Below are 24,154 nucleotides of genomic sequence, written 5' to 3' on the forward strand. Positions count from 1 at the left end.
TGACAAATATTTGCATTTCCTATAAAAATAGTATAATCACTTCACATAAGTTACATTATGTGAAGGGATTGAGAAATCGAGAATGAATGTTTTATATATCAGTATTTACTCTTATCTTCTCGAGTACGAACGAACTCGACTCTCACACTATTCTTATGGATAACCGCAAATTATAATCCTTACCCATATGAACACTCTTCTTTTCTGCGATCATTCGGTGAAAAAATCACATCCAATCAGCAATAAGCTGATTATGCTCATTGTCACTCAATAATATTCCATCAAGTAATACGAATCCAACTGCCTTATCTCGTTTCATCAATAACTCACTAATAATATCTATTCCTTGAATATAGATTTTATCCATTCTACACATTCGCTCTTCGTCCCTCAATTCTCCTAGCTTCCTAAATACTGAAGAATTTTGTATACGAAAAGCACTTCTAGAAAGATCTACTGTATCCATTCCTGCAATTCCCTCATCTATCTTCTTTGCAATATGAGAAATACACTCCAAACAAGCACAAGCTTCTGCACAACCTCATTTTTCCGCGCCCACCTCGGATGTATTCTGTATCTCTTGTGTCATAAGTGTGAATATATACTCTATTAGGAGAAAGTCAATTAACAATTATAAAATGTCCATTATTACTTCCCTCGACAACTTCCTCATCTATCTCCGCCTCCACAAGGGTCGGTCCATGAGAACATTGGAGCAATATGCCTTTCATATATGGCGTTTTATCAAGTGGCTCGAACCAAAAACGGTAAAAAATCTCCCAGAATGAGTCAACCATTTTACTTTCCTTCCCCAAAGTAGCGAGAAAAATCTCGAACGTCGTGCAATGATACGAGAACTCCAGGTATTCTTCCCTATCGAGATTGAATCAATAAAAAAAGATGATATCGATGCTTGGCGACTGGATCTTGCAGATTCTGGACTCTCGGTAAAAACCGTAAATGCTCACATCATCACTATGAGAAGTTGGTTCAAGTACCTGAAAAAAGAATGAATCCAATCTATCGACCCGACAAGCCTCGATCTCATGAAGGCAGCAGATAGAGAAGTAACTTTTCTTACCAATGAAGAAATCGAGAGATTTTTTGCTATCATCGACCAGGAAGATATCCAGTGAGTTCGGGATTTTGCCATCTGTGAATGTATCTATTCCACTGGTCTTCGTATCTCAGAACTCACGAATCTGAATCGAAATGATGTCAATCTCGAGACTATGGAATTCGCCGTTCGTGGGAAATGAAACAAACTCCGAACCGTTTATCTCACCGAAACTGCCCGCGATGCGATACGAAAATACCTCGATAAGCGAGATGATTTCTTTTCTCCGCTTTTTATCCGTCACAATTTCTCGATAGAAAATATCAATTCTTCCCTTCTCGATGATGAGAAAGTGCGCCTTACAAGATTTTTTATTACAAACATGGTGAAAGACTACGGACTCAAGGCTGGAATCCTCAAGAATCTACATGCACATACGCTTCGTCATAGTTTTGCGACAACTTTATTGACAAATGGTGCTGATATACGTATAATACAGGAACTTCTCGGTCATGCCTCGATCACCACGACACAAGTCTATACTCATGTCACGAATCCGAAACTCAAAGAGGCACATCAGAAGTTCCATAAATAGTTTTTACTTTCTTACTCTTCAGATATGGAATGAATATCTATGGAATCAGTTGCCAAGACTGCAGGACTTGTAGTAGGTGTGGATGTGTGGCGAGATGTGACTAGACATCCTGCTTCTCTACACTTTGGCAGCACAGATGCACTAAGACGTTATCAAAATGCTTACCGAAAATTAACAACAGAGATAGACATGCCTCCAAAAAATCCAAAAAAATCCGCTTAAGCGGATGTTTTTTCTCATTCGACGATACTATTGATTCTCTCAAAAAGACTTCTTCGCTCAGACTCTGTGAATCGCTTCCATTCCCCTTCTCCGAGATCCCCGAGCATGATATTCTCGACGCGAATGCGCTTCAGCTTCTTCACATCATAACCAACAACTTCCACCATACGACGGATTTGTCGGTTTTTTCATTCACGAATCGTGATAGAAAACTTGGAAGAGGAAAGACGAGTAATCTCACACGGTTTGGTAGTGTATTTCTTGGTGATAACCGTATCTTCCCCGCCAATTCGACGTACAATCTTGCGTGTTCCATTATCCTTGAGTTCTATGCGCACTCCCCTTCTCATTTTTTCGAGTGCTTCATCTTCGATCTTTCCATATACTTCCACGATATATTCCTTCTCGTGCTCATAGCGCGGATGCATGAGATAGTTCGAGAGTCGTCCATCATTCGTGAGGATGATGAGTCCTGTTGTTTCCTTATCTAGTCTCCCTATTGGGAATACCCGCTCGGGTATGTTCACGATATCAAGGATTCACTTCTCATCATCTTTTCCAGAGAGACAAGTGGTCACTACTCCACGAGGCTTATTGAAGGTATAGTACACGAGATTTTCCTGATCCTCGATAATGGTCTCGGACATTTTCACGATGTCCTTCTCTGGATCAATAACCTGCCCGATATGGGCAACTACATCATTCACAGTGACCATTCATTTTTCGATATATTCTTCAGCCTTCCGGCGAGAACAGATACCAGCATGTGCGAGATATTTTTGGAGTTTCATAGATACGGAGAATATACAAAAATCAGAAAAAGACAAAATATTATTGCAAAGAATCTCATTGTCGGTAAAATGCGAACCTATAGAATCTATAAAAAACTCCTATGCTTTTCTCGTTTCTCTTGGTAATCATCGGATATACTGTTATTTGGTTCGGTGGAATGTATTTTATCCTGCGAAGGCTCTACATAATACGTCAGAGAACGGAGCGAAGAATGCAAGATTATGATAGCGCCTATATTATGCCTGTATACAAGAAGCCGTGGGTGCTTTCAATCACATTTTGACTCATTGCCTATGCTACATCCATTTTTGTGATTCTTCTATTTATCAAGCAATAGAAAATAATCTTTTTTCTCAATATGGACAACAACTATCAATCAATTCGTCGCCATGGAGTTCTTCTTTTCTTCATGATTTCAAAATTCATATTTTTTCTTATTCCACTCGGACTTCTTATTTGGATTTTTGCCCAGTATCGCTGAGTCTTCCCAGCGGATTTTAGCAATTTCATCGTACTTCCTATTCTTCTTCTGACTATCAATTATATTTTTCTTCAGCTCATTCTGAATGCTATTGATTATTATGGACGAATCATGCTCGTGGGTGATCATTCGATTATTTTTATCCATACGAGCCTCCTCTTGGTCGATGACATCGAATTCATGGATATGAAAAGCATCATAAAAGTTGATGTGGAACGTCATGGAATCATCGCAAATATACTGAACTATGGACATCTCATACTCGAACAACGAAATGATGTCAGAAAAGTGCACTATATTCCTCATGCACATTCTATTTATCAAGTAATCAAGAATAGAATTCCAAAAAGACAGGAAATCGAAAATATCATCTAAAAAGAAACGAAACATCCTCCACCCTCTTTTTTGATAATGTCGAGACACACTTGGTATATTCGAGAAAAACCTTGTGCCTTCGCGAGACTTCGAAGACGATTGATAGCGCGGATATACCGAAGTGAGACCAGTTTCGCGAGGAATATTTGGTCAATCTCTGATTCATAACGTTTGAGAAAACGAATCACATTGTATTCTCAGACTCATTCATCATGTCGACGAATCGTGAGCGCTTCGAGAAGGGAGAATTCTCGCGATGGAAGAGAAATATTGGCAATTTCCGAGAGAAATTCTTGGTGTTCTGAGATTACGGTAAAAAGATTCTTTTTGCGTGTCTTTTCTCAGGAAACCAGTGTACGAAAATGAATAAGTTTCCCATCAGAAAGCATAATCCGAAGATTGGTATTCCGTGTATAAAGAATCAATACATCTGGAATCCCAAAATCTCGAAGATGCAATTCAAGTGCTTTTTCTCCACCAATTATTGCCCCAGCAGGAGCATGAATAGTGATGAGTTTCCGGATGATTTCCCAATAATTTTCATCGAGAAAATGAGAATTATTTATTTTTCATTCGTTATTTCTGATTCTATAGAGATTGTTGGCTATTCTATCTATCAATTCTCTTCCCGAAAGGATGCTCATGGCATATGATGTCCTCGATTTTGAGCCACCAGATCGTAACCAGAGCTCGATAATATCCTCCTTTGTGAGGATTTTTCACATCTTTTCACATATCTTCTTCACGAAAATGTCAGAAACGCTATTCTCTATTTTTCACATACAGGAAGTATAATCATACTATATATTTTTGCAAACTTTTACTATATATTTCTGATGAAAATACTGTTGTAATAAGATGGTTGTTTTCAACTTCTTTTAAACACTTATTGTTATACTTGCCACGTACTCTGATAAAAAAGGTCATTCATACAAATCGCGAACAAGAATTAAAATTAACCTTCGCGTATTGAAGTCCAACACGTATCGAGTCACATACGAGGAGCGATAGAATTTGGATATATGGATTCCGGGTCTCTATATTCACTATCTCCGAGTTTCTTATCTTTATCCTTATCTTTAAACATATATGAAAAAATCACTTATTATTGGTGTAGCAACTCTTACTATCACCGGATCTGCCCTTCTCTGAACGGGAATATACGCAGCTACATCCACATCAACAACGAATACTACAACTCAACATTCTCAGAGAATGGAGAGATGAAATCCTGAAGACATGGTACAATCTCTTTCTGGAAAGGTTTCTACCGAGGCACTCACGGCGTTCGAGACACTCATGACAAAACATAAAACAGAAATGGACGCAGAAAGAAATAGTACAACAACTGTAGATGAAGCAACACGAAAGGCAAATATGGAGGCATTCAAAACAGAAATGGACGCCCTCATGACTCAGTATCCTGAACTCAAGACAGCACTTCCACAAGGTGGAGAAATGGGAAAACGTGGTGAACGAAGACAATGAAATCCTATGAATTCCATCCTCTCAGCACTTCCGACTGATGCTCAAACAGAAATAAAGACAATTCGAGAGAGTTATAAAACAAAAATGGAAGCACTTCGAACAGAAGAAGAGACGGCTACAGAAGCAGTCATCTCGAAATATCCAGAAGTGAAGACAAAATATGATGCAGCAAAAGCAAGTCGTCGGACTCACAATGATCGACAGCCTCCTGAAGAAGATGATACAAGCGCAACTACAAGTGCATAATTCTCCGAGTTACTCATAACAGAAAATACCTGCATAAAAGCAGGTATTTTCTATGGAAACTTTAAGTTTATTTAAAGAGGATGGCTAGTATATTTTCTATAAATTTTGTCGAAAATTGTTTTCTCTATATACTTTTCTTAACTTTTCTTCTTATGAAAATCCTTATTATCGAAGATCATCCGAAAATCCGTGATAATATCATCACTTACCTTGAGCTCAAAGGTTATACCGTTGAAGGGGCAATTCATGGAGCAGAAGCACTCGAGAAACTCTACATGAATTATGATATTATCATTCTCGATATGAATATGCCGGTGATGAATGGAACTGAATTTATCCAGAAAATCCGTGAACAGAAAAACTATATTCCTGTTATGGTGCTCACATCCAACTCTATGATGGAAGATAAGCTCGAAATGTTTTCTCTCGGCGCAGATGATTACCTGACAAAACCATTTGATCTTCGAGAACTTGAAGCACGTATCATCGCTCTTTCTCGAAGAAAAGAAAAAACAATTGAGAATGTTATCTTTTTCGGAGAATACGAACTCGAAGTCGGGAAACGAGTTCTCAGAAAGTGAGAAGAAGTCATCGAAATATCCAATAAGGAATACGGAATACTCGAATATCTCGGACGTAATAAGTGATACCCAAAGAGCAAATCAGATATACTCGAAGCAGTATGGTGAATCCGCGAGCGTGATCTCGGATTCGATAGTGTCACTCTCGAAGCACACATCTCCACCATTCGCAAGAAACTCAGTAAAGACATAATCCAAACCATAAAATGAGTATGATACATAATACCATAAAATCCATCACCAATCAATTCAGATGAATTTCTGAAGAAAAGAAACTCGCACTCAAAATCAGTGGAGTCTCTTTTTTGGTTCTGATAGGTATTCTCTCGAGCATAATCGCAACAAGTTATTATGCCCAAAGAGAAAAAATGTATCGTGAATTCCGTGATGAAATCAAGATATTCGAGGGAGGAAAAGTCGGAAAAAACGTTCGGGAAGTTCTCTGAGATTCATGACGACTTTTTCCAGATATTATACAACCTCCCAATTCTGACGGAGAAAAAGATTCGCGATGACCTCGAGATATACTGATTTTTGATAAGAATCATTCCATTATAAAGAATGATTATCTCGATCTGGATATGAATGAGATTGGTAGCCTCTATGAATTGGATAATAATACAAAAAATATCGTAGAAATCGATGAGCATTATTATATCATCTACAAAAAAGATTTCGGTGATTATACAATATTTCTCACGCGTGACCTCACACAACTCATCGAATTCCATAAATGGCTCATTGCTCTAGCAGTTATCGGAAGTCTTATGGGATTTATAGTGATTTACTATTTCTCGATTTCTCTCGCCCGAATGGTCATCGAGCCAATCCGCGAACACAATGCATCGCTCGCATCATATAGCCACAATGTTGCTCATGAGCTCAAGACTCCACTTGCTGTCATGCGATCCAATATGGAACTCCTGAAGCTCTCAAAGTCAGAAAAACTCATTGATTCAACCAATGAAGAAGTTATCTCTATGGAACGAACTATTGATACGCTGCTTCTCATGGCAAATCCAAAAAAGCACTTCCATACTTCTGAAAAAATCGATATCAATACCTTGACCGAAGATATAGCATCGAGTTACGAAAATGAGGAAATCCATTTTTCTCAAGACAAAAAGAAAAACATCATCGAATGAAATCCTGAACTCTACAGACGTGTGGTCATGAATCTCATCGAAAATGCACTCAAATATAAATCCGAATGAATCATCAATGTCATAATAAAATCTGGAATCCTCACAATATCCAATACCGTAGATTGCGAGATGGATACAGAAACAATCCAGAAACTCACGGAAGCCTTCTATCAGGCGGATGTCTCACGCAATACTCAAGGGCAATGACTCGGGCTCGCACTTGTGAAAAAAATCGTCGATATTTCGGGATGGCGGATGAGTATTGATTGTGAAAATAAAGTCTTCAAAGTAGAAATCCATTTCGTATAAAAGATTTTGAAAAAATACTCCTTTCCGATACACTGAGGGAGTATTTTTTAATTTCTCTCATATGGCTGATACTCAAGTCCAAACCCAGGATCCAGAAATCAAGCTCCCTCAAGCATCTGCAGTCGTAAAACCTCTCTCTGCCACAGAACAAGCAGAAGTAGAGAAAACCTTTGCTGAAGCGACAGATTTTCGTTCTCTCGGAGAAAAAATCACTGCGCCTCTCGATTCTATCATCGCCGAAACGGCAACTGTTATCGATAGTGATCCTATCATGAATGTCTCTGATGAACTCTCGAAGATGAATACAGAAGTACAATCCGTCTACAAAGAGATCATCAACAATGATGGTACACTCATGCGTGTAGCGAAATCTGTTCCCCTTCTCGGTTCTCTCATGAAATCTCTCGATTCGAAGTGGGACGAAGCGAAGTTCAACATCCAGACACTTCAGGGAAAAATCGAGATGATTTTCTCAGGATTCGATCAGGCATACATCTCTCTCAACACAAGCGTCGACATGCAGAAAAAATTCCTCGAAGGTATCGATGAAAATCTCGGAAAAGTAATCGCCTATCGTGATTTTCTCTCAAGCAAGATCGAAGAATTCAAGACGAAATCCGCAGAAACAACGGATGAGAATACGAAAATGAAGCTCGATATGTTCATTCGCCAGGTAGAGTACTTCCAAAGTAATCTCAATGTCCTCATCGGAAATCTCGATATGGCTCGTAAGCGCCTCCTCATGCGTCTCGATGCCGCATCGAAGCTCTCGCTCTCTATGAGCTCTAGTCGTCCGATTTTTAAGACACTTCTCTCGACGGCTCTCATCGAGACCAGTTCACAGAAAGCCCTCGACGCCAGCATGAAAGCGATTGGTGTTATGGGTGAAACTATCGACAAGATGTCAACTGAACTCACAGACAAAGCCATCGAATCATCTCGCAAGAGCGAAGAACTCGCATCGAAGCCAGTTCTCTCATCTCAAGTCTTCGTCGAAAATGTCACAAAACTCAAGACTCACTTCGAAACGATCGAAGCATACCGCGCCCAGGTAAAAATCGAAGCTGATGCAGAAAAGAAGGCTTTCGACGATGCATCTGAACAGCTCAAACAAGTCAAAGTTCTCAATGCAAAAGATCAAGAAGAGCTCGCGAAAGAACTGAATCAGTAATGTTGCAAAAATTGATAAGAAAAGCTGTGATAGAAATATCATGGTTTTTTATTTTCAGTAAGGATTGAGGGAAATATCGGAAAGCTCGAAGGGATAATCAGGAAGATAGAGTAATTTCTTTTTGCTTTTTCCTTATTTCTCTATATAGTGCGCACACGAAATCCTTTTCCCGAGGAGCCATATAGATAATCTGTATATCGCTTCTCCCCTATTTGAAGCGATAATCTTGTTCTTTTTTGCCACAGGTCTGGCATATATATTTTTGAGAGCATTTTGCTTTTTCTCGAAGGATTGACGTGTTTTTATTTTTTGGACGAAGACTTTCTGATTATTTTTTGATGTCTTCTCTCATTATCTTTTTTATACTATGAGTTTTGCAACTCTCGAACTCCGCCCGGAGATTCTCCAGGCACTTACCGATCTCGGATATCACGAGCCAACTGCTGTCCAGTCACAGGTAATTCCTCTTGCTATAGCAGGGAAAAATATCATCGTCCAGTCACAGACTGGAAGTGGAAAAACTGCTGCTTTCTGTATCCCAGCACTCAATACGATCGATTCCAAAAAGCGTACTCCACAAGTACTCATCCTCGAACCAACTCGTGAACTCGCTTGTCAGACTCGTGATGAAGTATTCAACCTTTCTCGCCACATGCGTATGGGTTCACTCGCTGTGTTCGGTGGTTCACCCATCTGGAAACAAAAAGAAGGACTTCGCGCAGGTCCACAGGTAATTATCGCCACTCCAGGACGTCTCATCGACCTCATGGAACGTGGATGGATCAATCTCGATGATGTCACGACTCTCGTTCTCGATGAAGTAGATCAGATGATGGATATGGGATTCGCTCCTGCCGTGACAGAAATCTGGGAATCACTCAAGTCCCTCAAACAAGTGATGACTTTTTCTGCAACATACACCCCAGTGATCAAGAGACTTCTCGATACACATATCCAAGGTGAAACAGAGACTCTCACACTCTCTACTTCTGTGACTGTTGATACCATCAATCACGTTTTCATGAGAGTAGGTATTCGCGATAAATATCCTGTCTTGAAGCGTATTCTCGAAAAATATCCAGAGGATAAAGTCATGATCTTCACGGCAAAGAAACACGAAACAGAAGAACTCGAACGCTATCTTTTCCGAGATGGATTCCAGGCTGCATTTATCCATGGAGATATGCACCAACGCGATCGTATGAAGGCGCTCAAGGACTACAAGGAGGGAAAGGTTCGCATCTTCATCGGGACTGACGTTGCTTCTCGTGGTCTCAACATGAACAATATCAATCTCGTGATCAACTACCATGTTCCTCACGATCCAGAGTCATATATTCACCGTATCGGTCGTACTGGTCGTGCTGGGGCTGATGGTCGCGCGATTATGTTCGTCTCGACTGAAGAAATGCGCCCATTCCAACGCATCGAACGTATGCATAAGATAGAAATCACTGAGCTCGATATCGAAGGAAATGTGGTTCCTCGTGTAAAAGAAGAACGTCGTTCATTCGGTGGTGGAGGCGGAGGCGGTTATCGTGGGCGATCTGGTGGAGGTTATCGTGGAGGTTCTTCATCTGGTGGAGGAGGATACCGAGGTAGATCATCAGGGGGAAATAGTTATCGCGGAGGTTCTTCATCTGGTGGAGGTTATCGTGGAGGTTCTTCTAGCGGTTCATCTTCCGAATGAGGATATCGTGGACGAAGTGAGGGTGGTTCAGAAGGTGGATACCGTGGTTCATCATCAGGAGGATCTTCTGGTGGAGGTTATCGTGGACGAAGTGAAGGTGGTTCAGAAGGTGGATACCGTGGAGGTTCTTCTGGTGGAGGCTACCGAGGAAGCTCGTCTGGCGGATACCGATCATATGATCATGATCATCATACGAGCCGACCTCCTCGTCGAGATGAGAATGGTGGACATCGCGGTGAATAATTCCGAAAGAGGGCTCTCAGAGTCCTCTTTTTCTTGCTTTGGAGAGGAATTTTTCTATACTCATTCTGATGAACTTCCAGTATTCATTCATGCTTTTCGCATCAATCCCCTTTTTGATCTTCTGGTGGATTTTTTGGCGTGAAAAAGTCGGATACAGTTTCCCGAATTCACTCGCGAAAAGATATTCGAGAACGTCACCAAATTTCATGATTCTCTGGATAGTACGATGTAGTATTATTTTTTTGACTTTTCTTATACTCTCGGTGCCAAGCTATACAAAAACCGAAAAGAAACCTCTCTATTCGAATAAAAGTATCACGCTCGTACTCGATATATCGAAATCCATGCTCGCGGATGATATCTCTCCGAGCCGTCTCGAATGAGCGAAAAAAGTACTCATTTCCTTTCTCGAGCATGAGAGTAGCAATCAGTTTGGACTGGTGATTTTTGCAGGAAAAGCATTCACACTTTCTCCCCTCTCATATGATAGATCTGCTATCATCAATATCATACAAAATATCACAACTGACACTATCAAACAACAACTTCCATGACTCTCTGGAACGAATATCGGAGATGCACTCCTCGCTGCGGATAAACTCGTGAGAAATGAATCAGGAAACAACACTGTCATACTCATCACTGACGGACGAGCGAATATCGGAATCAATCCGATCACTTCAGCCGAATATCTCCACAATCACAAAACTCCCATATACACTATCGGCATAGGCGAATCGTCTGGAGCTATCCTTTCGTATCTCGATAACGATGGGAAACGCCAGTATTTTTTCGATGAGAAATGAGAAAAGCTCCGTGCCGACATCGATAATGTCATGCTCGAAAATATTGCAAAAACCACTGGTGGGCACTTTTTCCAAGCAAATGACACGCACCTTTTCGAGAAAATATTCGACAACCTCAGCACTGAACTCATCACCAAACCTGAATATTACACAGAAAAAAGAGAAATACACCTCTCATTTCCTCTATTCATCAGCCTCATTATACTTATCGGATTCCATACGCTTCTCCTCTTCTGGATGAAGAAAATATAGTTTTTTCACGAAAAAATTTGATTTTTCGGAAGAATTCACTATATTCCACACACATTTCATGGATCGGTAGCTCAGTTGGTAGAGCGGAGGACTCTTAATCCTTAGGTCGCGGGTTCGAGCCCCGCCCGGTCCACCATACATGCAAATCAAGAAAAATCCCCCATTACTGGAGGGATTTTCTAATTCATTTATCATAGAATAACTATAATTCAAGATTGATCAGAGTATGCAAATTAAAGGAGAGGGGCAATAGAAATGTTTCTCTGACGACTTCCAGCCTTATAAGAAACTTTATATTTTTCTCATTTTTTCAAATGTAGAAGTTTTGGATCTCCATTTTCTTCTTGGACTGATTGGGGCATAGTAATAAGAGCTTCATATTCTCGGAGCTGAAAATCTCCTAGGTCCACAGTACTTGTTAATATGAGTAGATAATGTCCATCTTCAGGAGTAGTAACTTCAAATTCTATATCTTCTTCCGGCTTCCGTGTATTGAGTGTAAATCTGGATGGGAGCCTCCTTTCGAAATAATGATGAGGATTCCTTCCAACTTTTACGACTTTTTTACTAGCAAAGAATTCTTGTATGGATACTAAATCACCACGCACATCTACATTTCGAGGAAGTATAAGTCAAGTACTTAATACTTTTTTGCTCAAGTTCGCAAAAATCTGCGCCATTGGCTCCTCGGTTAATCCGCTATGCATTGTTTCAGAGACAAGATAATTAAATCATGATTCAGGTTGATACGTTATTGCATTTCATTGTAGAACATTAATTCTATCAGACAGTCAAAATGAATCAACTATAGCACGAGCGACTGGAATAGCATCCTGATTAAGTTCTAAACATGTACATCGAACCTTCGGAGAACATAAGCAGGCATAGATCGCAAGAATTGGTACTGACCCACATCATGCATCACACATAGATATTTCTCAGTCTATTTGACCATCAAGCTTAGTAATATCTCAAGCAATAGCTTGCAAAAATTTCTTAGTCCGTACCAAATCCCTCATACATACCATACTTTCTAATACTCATAAACTTCAAGCATTTTTATTCTCCCGTGACCATTGAAATTGTGTATTTCAGAGTTTTGATATCATAAATAACTCAAAATCCGAAGGGTCATTCTTAGCTTTCATGGCTTCCTCCATGGTTTGAGTTTTCGGTAATTCAACAGCATTGATAAATTTATCAAGTAAACTCTTTGGGTCTTGATTGCCCCATCATTCTTGTAATGACCGCAATTTGGCAACAGTAGCCAAGTAATACCATTCATCAATGGTACCATTTTGATTTTGCTGGTTAATAGTTACCACAGGTTCCCTATCGCCAGGATTATTTTCAAGAATACCCATTGTTTTATTTCGGCTAGCATAAATCGCAGCTCGTATTTTTCTAAGCTCCTCTCGCTCATCGTCTGAAATCATTCATACTCAAACACTTGTAAGATATTCTTTTCATAAAAGCTCTCGTGCTCTGGGATTATCTGGATGAGCAAATAACCCACGGAGTTCAGCCTCTTGTTGGGGAGTTCTATCAGGCACTTTTTGTAAATCTTGTAATCTTTGGTCTAACATACAATGCATGATACCATAAATTATGTTTCCATGCAAATTCTGGAACGAATATATCTCTGTACTCTTTACAACTGTAATATTCTCAATACACTGTTCCACACTTACTTATTTCATTATTTTTCTACTCATAAAATCAAAAATTTCTGAGTCTCAGAAGAATTTGATAGAGTTGATTTGACTACTATACATGCAAATCAAGAAAAATCCCACAAAAGTGGGATTTTTTAGAAATTTTTTATACATCTATCTTGTGTCTCAATTCCTTCAGACAATCAAGTACTCGGACTTGTTCTTCCTTATTCAATCTTGTATTTCTATATTCTGCCTGTTCCAACATGATGAGAATAGCAAGAATCTCATGATCAGACAGATATTCTTCTATATCCTTTGCCGTATGTGCCTGACTCGGATGAGGCAGATAAATATGTTGTATATACTTTCGTAATAACACCGCTGCTTGTTGTTCGAAGTTTTTCTCTTCCAGAATCGGGAGAACTCCGAGAATTTCTTTCTGGATTTTTCTTTTTCTCTTCTGTTTTTGGAATAGTTGTAATACAGAGAAAACGACGAAAATGAGAACAATAATCATGAAAGTATATATCCCATCAATGAAAGAAAAATTCCCTATCCATCGAATTGGTGCAACCTGAATGAGAAGAGTATCTGGAATCATAAAAAAGAGTATATTTCCTATAATATAGAAAAACATACTCTTTCCAAGAAAATCGCAAAATCTAAGAAGTGAAGACCCAAGGAGCCAGTGCCGTAAGGATATAGCTGAAGAGAAAAAGGAGAACAAGTCCAATCACAATATTCACTCACCAGTGTTTGAGTGTTGTTTTCATTTTCACATCATCACCTCCAGCGAATGCCCACGCAATACCAAGTCCAACAATTCCGAGAACACCGAGAAGAAGAACAATATAGATGAAATAGCGAATAATCTGTGCAAAAACTTTTTGAAAACCTGACAATCACTGAGGAACAGTACACTCATATTTCCGATTTTCTGGTGTACCACATGCAGCCTCTCACTGTGTCTTCGCACCTTCTGCGATACACGTACAATCTCCACCAGGAACTCTTTCTGTGACAATGATTTTGGTGGGATCAGACGATGTTGAAGATGCTGTAGTAGCACTATCGACAGCTTCGGCAGCCATAGTACTTGTACCATTGATATCAAAAGTTCCATTAGGAATGGAATCTGAACCGATTGCTGAATCAGTACTCACCGAAGCTTCAGCAGAAAATACATAATTTCCAACCATCAGCAGACTACCTATGTAAAGAAAAAGGATTCCTTGTTTTATTATTTTCTTCATAGTTCTAAAAAGTAAAATTGATAAGATCCGCGAGGAAACTATATGAGGCAAGCAGGATAAGTGTAGCGATGAATGTATTCACGATAATATTTTTTCCTTTTTTTGTGCGTTCTTCATCACCACCAGAAGTGATATAATAGTATCCGCCCCAGATGAGAAAGAATACTGCAACTGGACCAGCAAAGTAGAGTGCCAAAACAAAGAATTTTCCTGCTACTGTGGTTACATCTCTCACAAAATTGTATGATGTAATCATCGTCCCCCACAGACGCACAAAACTCAAGAAAAGAAGCCCAAGAGTTCCGTAGAGAATACGGTTTTTTGCTTTTTTGAGTTGCTCTTCATTGCCAGCAGAAGTGATCAGAGCAAAGAGTCACCAAGTAAACGTCATAACCGCAGCACCAAATATGAATACCTGGAAAAAGAGAATAAGATTCCTCAAGAATCCATCGGTAATAGTCGTATCCCAGAAAAATCCTCCGACCGTCGAAGACCAACTAATAGGTGTATCACCGATAACCTCAACACTTCGTGGAGTAGAAAAAAATATTTGGTAAATAATCCCTGGAATATTGATAAAAACAAAACCGATAAGCGCGAGCATAATCTGTTTTCTTTGAGCTTTTATACGTTCTTCATTTTCTGAAAACACCACCATATACACACCAATCATCACTAGATAAATGAGCGCAAATCCTGATATGATAATTTTCGCAAGTGACAAAATCCTGAATCCAACACTCTGAGTCTGATCGATCAGATCTCAAGTTGATGAATCTATTCCTATAGAAACATCGCCAACAACGCTGAGCTCAGATGGGAGAGTCGCCCAAGCCCCAGAAAAAATTCCCAAAGAAGCTATGGTAAATAAAGAAAGGAGAATGATATTTTTGAACCGCATATTGCGTATAGTAAAGGGAAAGTAGAAAAAATCAAGAGTTGTTAGGATGAGACCGTGCCAAGTTCACGCTCGAATTTATCTGCTACTTGCTGAATATATCTTCGTTTTTCTCATATGGATGCCATTTGTTCGTGTATTTTCTCTTTCTTCCGTTCGATTTCTTGAACTTCCTTCATATGTTTTTCTTCGAGTTGCCTGATCTGAAATTCACACAATTCGATTTCTTTTTGTTTCTTGGCTTTTGCCAATTCAGCATTTTCATCATTACTCAGCTCTTTGAGACCAGAGACAAGTTCTGCGAGCTTCTTACGTAGACGAGAAGAATACTTTGCTTTCTCTGAATTATTCATCGACTGAATTGGTACATCATTTATCATATTCTCATCTGTGGTACCATCAGTCTTGTCCATCATTGGAACAAATGGTTCGACAGGAATTTCTTTTGGCTCGAGAACTTCTGAAGCCGGAGAAGCAATATCTGAGACAGATGAATCATTCGAGAAATCCAATCCTCCAATATCAAATGATAGAGGAATATCAGGAAAAGAAGCAGAAGGAATAGAAACAGTTTTCCCATCATTACTTGGATTTTTTGTATCGTTTTCTACGACCGAAAGAACCTCTGGAACTGGATCTGCAGGATGAACCGCCTCTTCTGAGACCGCCTTCACTGAATCATCCATTTTTGTGCCATTGGTATTGATTGCCATCGGTGTATTCGTATCGAGAAAAAGATTATCAAAAAGTCACATAGAAAAGGGTTTACGAATGAGTCTAGTCTAACATACTCCATGGAAAAATGCAAAAATCAAGAAACTCTTTTTCGAAAAAAGAAAAAAGTACATATAATCAGGGCAAATACGAAAAATAAAAAATCCTAACCTCACTTCTTATGTACTATCTTTTCCAATTTCTCATCTCGGCTTGAGCCATCTACTTTGTTGCACAGTCTGGGTATGTTTCTGGTATAGAAATCCAGAATGGATATACTTCCATTCTCATTTTTGCAGTCATACTTGGACTCGTGAATCTGTTCCTTGGAACACTATTGCGAATTATTGCTTTTCCGATTCGACTCATTACTCTCGGACTTTTTTCATTCGTTATCAGTCTGATTGTCGTGAAAGTTGCTGATGAACTGGTGCCAGGCATCACTCTGAATGGTATTGTTCCCATCATTGTGATTGCACTGGTATCAGGAATTACTTCTTTCATTCTCAAACTTTTCAAATAAATGCCTCCTTTTCTCACCACATCGCATCCAATCATAGAGAGCATTCTCTCCGGACTTTCTATCTATCGCTGGAATACTTTTCCGAGACTCCGAGAAATCACAGCACTCGATCATCTGACGTTTGTTGCTCATATTTCCCTTCTGCTTGCCTTCACTCGAGAGGAGGAAGAGTGAGTCCAGTACGACATTTCTCTCTTATTGCGAAAAATCTTGTTTTCTGGTTTTTTCACTTTCACCTACTCTGATATCAGTTCTGACGTGAAGTCTCGACTCCGAAATAAAAATCCAGAAATATATACAGAACTCGAGAATGCACTTTATGAACATATGAATTCTTGGGATCTGGATGCACGCATTCGGGAAGATATCTCTGCGATTCAAGAGAAATCCAAGGAAGATGAGCTCATCGCTTTCGCGAAACTCTGGGCATCATACTATGAAGTCTATAATAATTCTGTCGTCTATCCAGATGCTTATGGGAAAGTCATACGAAATATGATAGAACGGTCGAAAAATCCTGATTTCGCACCATTTCTCCCGTATCTCGACTTCGAGCCACACAATCAGAATGACCTCGAACGGTATCTCCTCGTGATTCATCGGTTGGCATCGAGCTTCCGCTGGAATCGTTCGGTGCGAAAGTATCCTATTTCTGTTCTTTCTCACACCTATATCATCACATTTTTCACCTACTTCATCGCACGAAGAGAAGAATTCGATGAAGACACACTCGTCGATATGCTCTTGACAGCGCTCTATCATGATGTGCCTGAAGCTATCACGGGTGATATCATCACTCCGACCAAGAAGGCGGTTCCAGGACTCGAAGAGGCTATCGAACACATCGAACACGATATGGTCGAGGATTATCTTCTCTCATATCTCGATGGACATAGCTTCCGCGAACTCATCAAGAAGAAAATGCTGAAGCCTTGGCAAGAAAAGCATGGGAATCTCGTGAAGCAGGCGGATATCCTCTCTGCGTATCACGAAGCTCGTATGGAGGCGCCTTATAGTGAAGATTTCCAGACGGTGACAGAAAATCTGAGGAAAAAAGTCACCATCGAATAGATTCTTGCAAAAATTCACAAGAAAAGCTATGATAGAAATATCGTAGCTTTTTGTTTATGGAAAGTATTTTCTTAATTCCTGAAGAAAGAGAATCTTTGAATCACAGAGGTTTTTTGATAAAATCTACAAATTCGATAAAGAGTATTTTCAAGATTTGGCTAAGAATATGATCGAATTTTGGTATAATGGTTATTTTTTCATGTCTTGCCTACATTGGTATTACAGGAATTATTTATTGATTACTTGGAATAAATGCATGAAACATTGAACTCTCTGTTTTAAAATATGGAGTTATTCCAGTCACGGGAATTATATCCATATTTATGGTTGCAAGAAGTTGGTTTACAGTACTTTTCAATAAAAAGCGTTTCTTATACGAGGAAAGTAGCAATTATTACACAATATGAATGAATGGAAAAACGGAAATCGCCACATATCCAGATATTATAAATACTAACTTTTCTCAAGCAGAATCATCTTCTATATTTATAATATATAGTATCTTCCCATTTGTTGTCTTTCCTCAAGAAAGCTGATTATTCCTTATATTCGTAGTCCTTCTGACATTCATTGTTCAGATCGTTATTCAATATTCACATCCCCTCTACGCCTTCTGAAACATCTGAGAAAAGATTCAGAAGCTCACTCCAGAAATAGAATCACAGAGTAAGTTGATTCAGTTGGAATTTCAGAAAGATCAGAATTTCTCAGTATTGCATTCTGGATTCGAGAAGCTTTCTGAGACATTTTCTCGGATTGGAGAACTCGTATTGAAGCTCGAGGGAATTGAGAAGAAGGCAAATAAAGGAAATCTTTTTGATTCTGAGAAGTATATTGGTTCTCTTCGTACAGATATTGTGACACCACTGGTGGAACTGAAGAAGTTTCTGGAATCGCAAAGAGAAGAGCTTCTCCAATCACAGAAAGAACTCTCGAAAGTCATAGTCGGAGAATCGAGTGAATTCAGTGGAAATAGAGACCTCGCGACAAAACGAGGAGAAGAGATATTGAGAGAATTGGATGGAAATATCTCCAAACTCGGAGAAATGATCGGGAAGATAGGGTAAGAAGATATTTTGTATTTTTCCAATTCCCTATATAATACCAACATGCAATTCCCTCCCATTACTGAACTTCTCGCGAAAATCGATGTCCTCATGGAAGATATCCATTCTATGAAGCCTCTTTCGACATGAGAACTCAGAGAGCTCCAGAAGAGTCTCCGTGTGATGGAAGTCTATAATTCGAATGCCATAGAAGGAAATACTCTCACACTCGGAGAAACGAAGCTCGTTATCGAGGATGGGATCACTATCGGAGGGAAATCTATACGAGAAATGCATGAAGCAGAGAACCTCGCAAAAGCTATTGATGAGATAATCACTCACCATGGAAATATCACAGAAAAAACGATTCTGACACTTCATGAACTTATCATGAAGAATATCGATGATGAGAATGCTGGGGTATATAGGAAAATCCAAGTATTCATATCATGAGACGAATCAAAACCTCCAAAATCGGACGAAGTTCAGAGACTTATGGATGAACTTCTTGATTGGTACAATACTCACGGAGATATTCATCCTGCACTCCTTGCGAGTGAATTCCACTACCGCTTCGTGAAGATTCATCCATTTGTCGATGGGAATGGTCGAACCGCACGACTTCTTGCGAACATGATTCTCATGAGTCGCGGATATCCGATGATAGTACTTCCCGTTGTTCGTCGTATGGACTATATCACTTCCCTTCATTCTCTCACAGGAAGCCTTGAGATATTCCAGAATTTCTATGCAGATATTGTGCATGAGAATCTCAGAGACTACATGCGGATGATACAATCCTAATTTGCAAAAATTCACAAGAAAAGCTATGATAGAAATATTATAGCTTTTTGTTTATGGAAAATACGGAACTGACATCTGAGGAGAGACAAGAATTGGAAAAAAGAGGATTCCTCACTAAAAAGAGAATGGATTTGATGTGCGTCTTTTCCAGTATAATAATACTTACTGAATTTATATTTATAATATGTGCAGCTGGTATTTCTTTTTGATCATTTATTGCACCACTGCTATGGATCTGAAAAGAGGTGTCCTATACTAATCCCATGGTCAATATATTTCTATCAATCTTGTTTTGAATTATTCTAATATTTTTGACATACCAATTGTTTCCATCTATAAAAAGCGAATTCCAAAAAATAATAAACTCACTCCTCGTTGGAAGGCTATTTTATACTGCAGATGGATTAATTGCCTTTCATAATAAATATAAAATAAATAATCCATTGATTATGAAAAGAATAAAGAACACCTGTTCAAATAATGATGATATACGACGTAATGTGGTTACTATTTTAACATTCATCTTCATATTCTTCATTGCACTACTATCACTTTTTCTTTATCTTAACTGAATATATAGTCAATATTATTTAGTTTTTCTAATAGTTTTAGTGGTACCCTACCTTCTCATTGCAATAGTATTAATTAGCTCATCATACTTCAATCCCCTCTACGCTTTCTGAAACATCTGAGAGAAAATCCAGAAATTCACTCCAGAAATAGAATCACAGAGTAAAATTATCCAATCAGAATTCGAGAAAGATCAGAATTTCTCCGTTTTACATTCTGGATTCGAGAAGCTTTCTACGACATTTTCGGAGATTGGAGAACTCGTATTGAAGCTCGAAAGAGTCGAGAAGAAAGCAAATAAAGGAAATCTTTTCGATTCTGAGAAGTATATTAGTTCTCTTCGTACAGATATTGTGACACCACTGGTGGAACTGAAGAAGTTTCTCGAAGAACAGAGAGAAGAGCTTCTCCAATCACAAAAAGAACTCACAAAAGTTATAGTCGGAGAATCAAGTGAACTTACAGGAAATAGAGAACTCGCTACCAGACGAGGAGAAGAGGTATTGAGAGAATTGGATGGAAATATTGAAAGATTGGATATAATGATCACCAAAATAGTATAAATCTATGATGACTCAATACTTCGCTTCTCTCTATGCACAACTTCTCCGCAGGAAACTCCAGAAGATGCGACTGCATTTTTCCCGAGAATTTGATACATTCCAGACGGTATTTCAGAGAGAATGATTTTCACGAAATACCGAAAAACACCTTGATACTATTTCTATAATATTTTCCCAAATCTTCTCTAGAGCCCAAAAAATCGAGAAACTCGAAACGAAAATAGGAAAAGAAAGTGCTACCGAGGAGAATGATTATATTCTATCTTTATATCGTGATATTTTTTCACTTCTCACAACAATTCGCTGAGTTCTCACAGAGAGATATAATTCCCTTCGCAAAGGAGAGTATTCACTCAATGCTATCAAAAAATCAACTGTATCAGGAAAAGATCTCATCGATCTCGAACGAGTAATTAACTACACACTCGAAGAAAACATAAAACGTGCTCTCGATAAGACAGAGAAAAACATTTCTATCCTTCAGGAGGAATGTCAGAAATATGGGTTAGATTTTTTGGTGTCTCCGTAGCAAGTACTGATTTGTATTTCTCTTATTTTTCATATAATCAAGGGAATATCTCTTCCCTACTATTCCCATGTTGACACGAACCCAGGAACGAACAACACAGAAAAATACAGAAATCATAGAACAAAAAGTGAACGAACGTGGCTTTTATCTCTATGAATGGATTTCCCAGGAAGAACTCCGCATGACACTTGATAGTGATTATCTCAAAACCGTCAGAGTTTCTAGCATTCCTCTGGCTATTATAGTGGCAATTGTGGGATTCATTGGATTTGCTGGTGGGATTCTCGGAACAATTCTCGCTGTTCTTGGAGTACTTGGGATTTTCTACCTGATTGTCTCTGTAATACTCTTTATTCGATTCATCGGAAAATCTTATCTCTATACTCGCGGTGCGAATGTCGTCATCACCGATAATCACTATATCCAATGAGGAAAAATCCTCGAAAAAAACGATATAGAAAATATTCGCAATAGCTTCACACGATACGAAGATACCTTCCATGAGAAGTTTCTAGGAGAGTCTGGACTTGCAGAAAAGAAGGAGCTCGAGAAAAAGGCACTTTTCGATAATCTCAAAGAAGTTGCCATGGGTGGAGGAAAAATACTTGAAAATGTCGGACGTTCTCGTGATTCTGGTGGGATAGTTCTCGTGATTCTTGTTGCTGGATTCTTGTATAGTTTCATGATGGGTGCTGTCTATTTTATCGGTATTTTCTTTATCGCGATATTTGGCAATATATTTTCTTGGCTTGCTAATAAGTATCTCCTGGCAACGAGCAATACGGAACATACGATTCAGACGCTTTTCGGAGAAATCGATGAGAGTGCACAGAAAATCGAAATAGAAAAAGAAAATACCATCAATCTCCTCGATGAGGCTTCACAGAATGCATGGCAAGAAAATCTTCTCGGGAAGATAAATGAGTCTACGAAACTCCTCGGAGAAATCGCGGGCGATGCCACGAGCGATACTGTGAAACTTCGCAATATACTCGAACAATCAAAATACAAGGATATTTTCAACTTCGTGAAATATGGAAACTGGGTAAAGAGACAAATCCTCGAACCAATCGAATCGATACTTTTGCTTCTTGAGACCAATCATGCTACAATCGAGAAAACCATTATTTCTCTCGATGCTCAGATCTCTGAGACATCAGATCCATCACTCCAGAAACCACTCGAACTGCAAAAAGAAAGACTTATACTCCAGAAAGAAAGTTTCGAACGAGTAATAGGAATGCTCGAGGGATATAAAGGGAAACTCATCTAACACTCTATGTGAATTATTTCTTGGTACATATTCGTGATTTGGTTTTTCTGAGGATTATGAATTTCAGTGAGTATACTATTTCTTGGTGTATTCGGATTCTATTCGCTTTGATGGAATATTCCGATTTGATGGATTTGTCTTATACTCATTCCGATGACATTTCCATGAATATACATAACTTGGAAATCATTGAACTTTGCTCGTACACTTCTTTTAGAAGAAATGAAAAAATCACCTAAAGATATATTTTTCATCAATATTGGATTTATAGGGAGTGCCGTAATACTCTATAAGCTTGTTGTTGATTTCATACCAACAATACAGACTCTTCCATTTGTAGATACAATATTTATTGGCGGAATTATAGTTCTGTTAATGTTTAAGATTCTTTTTTCTTTGTTTATTTCAAAATACAAACTTAATCAATAAAAACATGCCTTCAAAAGACACCGGTTTCGACGCTTTCTTCGAAGCAATCACTACTTCCCCAGAATTCAAATCCGCAGTCACAAAAGACTGGAAATGAGATTCCATGGAAGCCCTTGAAGCCTCACTTCGTAGTATGCAATCATGAGTTGACAAGGCTGCTGATATGATGAAGGAATTTGAAGCAACATACAACACTCCAGAAGCGCAAGCCGCAGCGATGAATTCAGCACAAAATCCACCAAAAACTGGAAATCCGAAAGATGACGAACAAGTCTCAGCTATAGAGGTTCAGCACTTTGTGAAAAAAGAAGGAAAACCATGGGGATTCGAAGCAGTTGCTGGGATGGATAACCTAAAGGAAGAACTCAAGAATAGCTTCATCAAACCACTGAAATTCAAGTTTCTCATAGAGAAACTACGAAAAGAGGAGGATGCTCGTGATGTCATTCCTGCGAATGCAGGAATCCAGAAAACAGAAATACTAGATTCCGTGACAAGCACGGAATGACAGAAACAACAAGAACTCCTCCTCAAGCTCTACACCGAATATGAGAAATTCAAGATTTCCATCCCGACAGGAATGCTTTTTTATGGACCTCCAGGAACAGGAAAAACCTTCATCACCAAAAAACTCGCTGAAGAACTCGGATGCGGATTCGTCGCGAAAAATATGGGAGAATTCGGTTCATCATATCTCCATCAGACAACCAAGAATATCAAAGATTTCTTCGCGGGAGCCAAGAAAGCGGCAGAAAATGAACCGATTATTCTTTTTCTTGACGAGATTGATTCGCTCGTATCTGCACGTACCGACCGCGTCGATGCGAACAAAGCGGAAGAGATTTCACAATTTCTCCAGGAATTCAATGCACTCGAAACAGCACCGAATCTGATTGTAATAGCCGCAACCAATCGTCCTGACCATCTCGATCCCGCAATTCTCCGATCTGGTCGCCTCGATAAAAAAATCTATATCGGACCTCCTGATGAAATCGCGAGAAAAGAGCTCTTCAAAATGTATATAGAGAGAATGGGTCGCCCGCATGAGAAGCTCGACTATGATGAGCTCGCAAAAATCTCTGATGGATACGTCTCAGCGGATATCGAAGCCATCTGTGACGAAGTTGCTCGTGATGCATCGAGAAATCTCCTCGATCTCGTCGATGAAGCAGAAAATGGAAAACTCACTAATGAGCTCCTCGAATGAAATAAAATCACCATGAATTCTCTCCGAAAAACACTTGCAGAAACTCCATCTTCACTCAAGATGGTGGATATGAGTGTGTATGAGAGTTGGCTCGAGAAAACAAGGTAAATAAAATATGCTACAAAATTATAACATTCAAAAACATATTCAAGATATCAAAAGT

General features: G+C 39.0%; 26 protein-coding genes and 1 tRNA gene. 19 read left to right on the plus strand and 8 right to left on the minus strand.

The genetic code is table 25. From position 1 onward, the window contains the following. Positions 1-91: 91 nt before the first annotated feature. Complete coding sequence (locus PHY14_03230) at positions 92-589, minus strand: hypothetical protein (protein MDD2693921.1); 498 nt, start codon at positions 587-589, stop codon at positions 92-94. Positions 590-638: 49 nt separating this feature from the next. Here PHY14_03230 and PHY14_03235 point away from each other — a divergent pair, with 49 nt between their 5' ends. Continuing rightward, positions 639-1,652 carry a tyrosine-type recombinase/integrase gene (locus PHY14_03235; GenBank protein MDD2693922.1) on the plus strand — a complete coding sequence of 338 codons (1,014 nt, stop codon included), beginning with the start codon at positions 639-641 and terminating at the stop codon, positions 1,650-1,652. A gap of 39 nt (positions 1,653-1,691) precedes the next feature. Next, complete coding sequence (locus tag PHY14_03240; GenBank protein MDD2693923.1) at positions 1,692-1,874, plus strand: hypothetical protein; 183 nt, start codon at positions 1,692-1,694, stop codon at positions 1,872-1,874. Here the strand turns inward: PHY14_03240 and PHY14_03245 are convergent. Further along, positions 1,871-2,665, minus strand: a complete 795-nt coding sequence (locus tag PHY14_03245; protein ID MDD2693924.1) for a pseudouridine synthase — start codon at positions 2,663-2,665, stop codon at positions 1,871-1,873. The two genes, PHY14_03240 and PHY14_03245, sit on opposite strands and share 4 nt — an antisense overlap. A gap of 101 nt (positions 2,666-2,766) precedes the next feature. Between PHY14_03245 and PHY14_03250 the strand changes: the two genes are divergently transcribed. Both PHY14_03250 and PHY14_03255 read left to right on the plus strand, forming a co-directional pair. Beyond that, a complete protein-coding gene (locus PHY14_03250; GenBank protein MDD2693925.1) occupies positions 2,767-3,003 on the plus strand; it encodes a hypothetical protein in 237 nt (78 codons plus the stop codon). Between the two features lie 21 nt (positions 3,004-3,024). After that, a complete protein-coding gene (locus PHY14_03255; protein MDD2693926.1) occupies positions 3,025-3,522 on the plus strand; it encodes a hypothetical protein in 498 nt (165 codons plus the stop codon). On the opposite strand, the gene PHY14_03260 is transcribed toward PHY14_03255, so the two are convergent. Then, the gene (locus PHY14_03260) at positions 3,519-4,304 is read right to left on the minus strand and encodes a hypothetical protein (protein ID MDD2693927.1); all 786 of its coding nucleotides are present in this window, start codon (positions 4,302-4,304) and stop codon (positions 3,519-3,521) included. The genes PHY14_03255 and PHY14_03260 overlap by 4 nt on opposite strands. A gap of 307 nt (positions 4,305-4,611) precedes the next feature. On the opposite strand from PHY14_03260, the gene PHY14_03265 reads away from it, so the two are divergent. The 7 genes from PHY14_03265 to PHY14_03295 all read left to right on the plus strand — a co-directional run bounded on the left by PHY14_03265 (position 4,612) and on the right by PHY14_03295 (position 11,589). Next, the gene (locus PHY14_03265; GenBank protein ID MDD2693928.1) at positions 4,612-5,256 is read left to right on the plus strand and encodes a hypothetical protein; all 645 of its coding nucleotides are present in this window, start codon (positions 4,612-4,614) and stop codon (positions 5,254-5,256) included. 152 nt (positions 5,257-5,408) lie between these two features. Further along, entirely contained in the window at positions 5,409-6,068 is a 660-nt protein-coding gene (locus PHY14_03270; protein ID MDD2693929.1) for a response regulator transcription factor, read from the plus strand. Next, positions 6,050-7,291: a HAMP domain-containing sensor histidine kinase gene (locus PHY14_03275; GenBank protein ID MDD2693930.1), complete on the plus strand. Its 1,242-nt coding sequence runs from the start codon at positions 6,050-6,052 to the stop codon at positions 7,289-7,291. The genes PHY14_03270 and PHY14_03275 overlap by 19 nt, the downstream gene beginning before the upstream one ends. A gap of 61 nt (positions 7,292-7,352) precedes the next feature. Beyond that, positions 7,353-8,462, plus strand: a complete 1,110-nt coding sequence (locus PHY14_03280; GenBank protein ID MDD2693931.1) for a hypothetical protein — start codon at positions 7,353-7,355, stop codon at positions 8,460-8,462. A 367-nt stretch (positions 8,463-8,829) separates the two neighbouring features. Beyond that, on the plus strand, positions 8,830-10,395 hold the full coding sequence (locus tag PHY14_03285; protein ID MDD2693932.1) for a DEAD/DEAH box helicase: 1,566 nt from the start codon (positions 8,830-8,832) through the stop codon (positions 10,393-10,395). A 242-nt stretch (positions 10,396-10,637) separates the two neighbouring features. Further along, the gene (locus PHY14_03290) at positions 10,638-11,453 is read left to right on the plus strand and encodes a VWA domain-containing protein (GenBank protein MDD2693933.1); all 816 of its coding nucleotides are present in this window, start codon (positions 10,638-10,640) and stop codon (positions 11,451-11,453) included. Between the two features lie 60 nt (positions 11,454-11,513). Next, positions 11,514-11,589 (plus strand) — tRNA-Lys (locus PHY14_03295). Positions 11,590-11,686: 97 nt separating this feature from the next. Here the strand turns inward: PHY14_03295 and PHY14_03300 are convergent. From PHY14_03300 to PHY14_03320, 5 genes are all read right to left on the minus strand, one after another. Then, positions 11,687-13,039: a hypothetical protein gene (locus PHY14_03300; GenBank protein MDD2693934.1), complete on the minus strand. Its 1,353-nt coding sequence runs from the start codon at positions 13,037-13,039 to the stop codon at positions 11,687-11,689. A 235-nt stretch (positions 13,040-13,274) separates the two neighbouring features. Next, positions 13,275-13,712 carry a hypothetical protein gene (locus PHY14_03305; GenBank protein ID MDD2693935.1) on the minus strand — a complete coding sequence of 146 codons (438 nt, stop codon included), beginning with the start codon at positions 13,710-13,712 and terminating at the stop codon, positions 13,275-13,277. A gap of 61 nt (positions 13,713-13,773) precedes the next feature. Continuing rightward, a complete protein-coding gene (locus PHY14_03310) occupies positions 13,774-14,364 on the minus strand; it encodes a hypothetical protein (protein ID MDD2693936.1) in 591 nt (196 codons plus the stop codon). Positions 14,365-14,368: 4 nt separating this feature from the next. After that, on the minus strand, positions 14,369-15,217 hold the full coding sequence (locus PHY14_03315; GenBank protein ID MDD2693937.1) for a pilin: 849 nt from the start codon (positions 15,215-15,217) through the stop codon (positions 14,369-14,371). An 89-nt stretch (positions 15,218-15,306) separates the two neighbouring features. Then, the gene (locus tag PHY14_03320) at positions 15,307-16,017 is read right to left on the minus strand and encodes a hypothetical protein (GenBank protein ID MDD2693938.1); all 711 of its coding nucleotides are present in this window, start codon (positions 16,015-16,017) and stop codon (positions 15,307-15,309) included. A 140-nt stretch (positions 16,018-16,157) separates the two neighbouring features. Here PHY14_03320 and PHY14_03325 point away from each other — a divergent pair, with 140 nt between their 5' ends. The 8 genes from PHY14_03325 to PHY14_03360 all read left to right on the plus strand — a co-directional run bounded on the left by PHY14_03325 (position 16,158) and on the right by PHY14_03360 (position 24,099). Further along, on the plus strand, positions 16,158-16,499 hold the full coding sequence (locus tag PHY14_03325; GenBank protein MDD2693939.1) for a phage holin family protein: 342 nt from the start codon (positions 16,158-16,160) through the stop codon (positions 16,497-16,499). Beyond that, positions 16,500-17,570 (plus strand): HD domain-containing protein, encoded by a 1,071-nt coding sequence (locus tag PHY14_03330; GenBank protein MDD2693940.1) that lies wholly within the window; start codon positions 16,500-16,502, stop codon positions 17,568-17,570. A gap of 407 nt (positions 17,571-17,977) precedes the next feature. Beyond that, positions 17,978-18,637, plus strand: a complete 660-nt coding sequence (locus PHY14_03335; protein MDD2693941.1) for a hypothetical protein — start codon at positions 17,978-17,980, stop codon at positions 18,635-18,637. Positions 18,638-18,679: 42 nt separating this feature from the next. Further along, complete coding sequence (locus PHY14_03340) at positions 18,680-19,420, plus strand: Fic family protein (protein ID MDD2693942.1); 741 nt, start codon at positions 18,680-18,682, stop codon at positions 19,418-19,420. 611 nt (positions 19,421-20,031) lie between these two features. Further along, positions 20,032-20,553, plus strand: a complete 522-nt coding sequence (locus PHY14_03345; protein MDD2693943.1) for a hypothetical protein — start codon at positions 20,032-20,034, stop codon at positions 20,551-20,553. A gap of 4 nt (positions 20,554-20,557) precedes the next feature. Continuing rightward, on the plus strand, positions 20,558-21,082 hold the full coding sequence (locus tag PHY14_03350) for a hypothetical protein (GenBank protein MDD2693944.1): 525 nt from the start codon (positions 20,558-20,560) through the stop codon (positions 21,080-21,082). Between the two features lie 67 nt (positions 21,083-21,149). After that, entirely contained in the window at positions 21,150-22,355 is a 1,206-nt protein-coding gene (locus tag PHY14_03355) for a hypothetical protein (protein MDD2693945.1), read from the plus strand. Between the two features lie 433 nt (positions 22,356-22,788). Beyond that, positions 22,789-24,099 (plus strand): ATP-binding protein, encoded by a 1,311-nt coding sequence (locus PHY14_03360; protein ID MDD2693946.1) that lies wholly within the window; start codon positions 22,789-22,791, stop codon positions 24,097-24,099. Positions 24,100-24,154: the final 55 nt, after the last annotated feature.

The organism is Candidatus Gracilibacteria bacterium, from assembly GCA_028687475.1.
Taxonomy (GTDB): Bacteria; Patescibacteriota; Gracilibacteria; order BD1-5; family UBA2023; genus STC-74.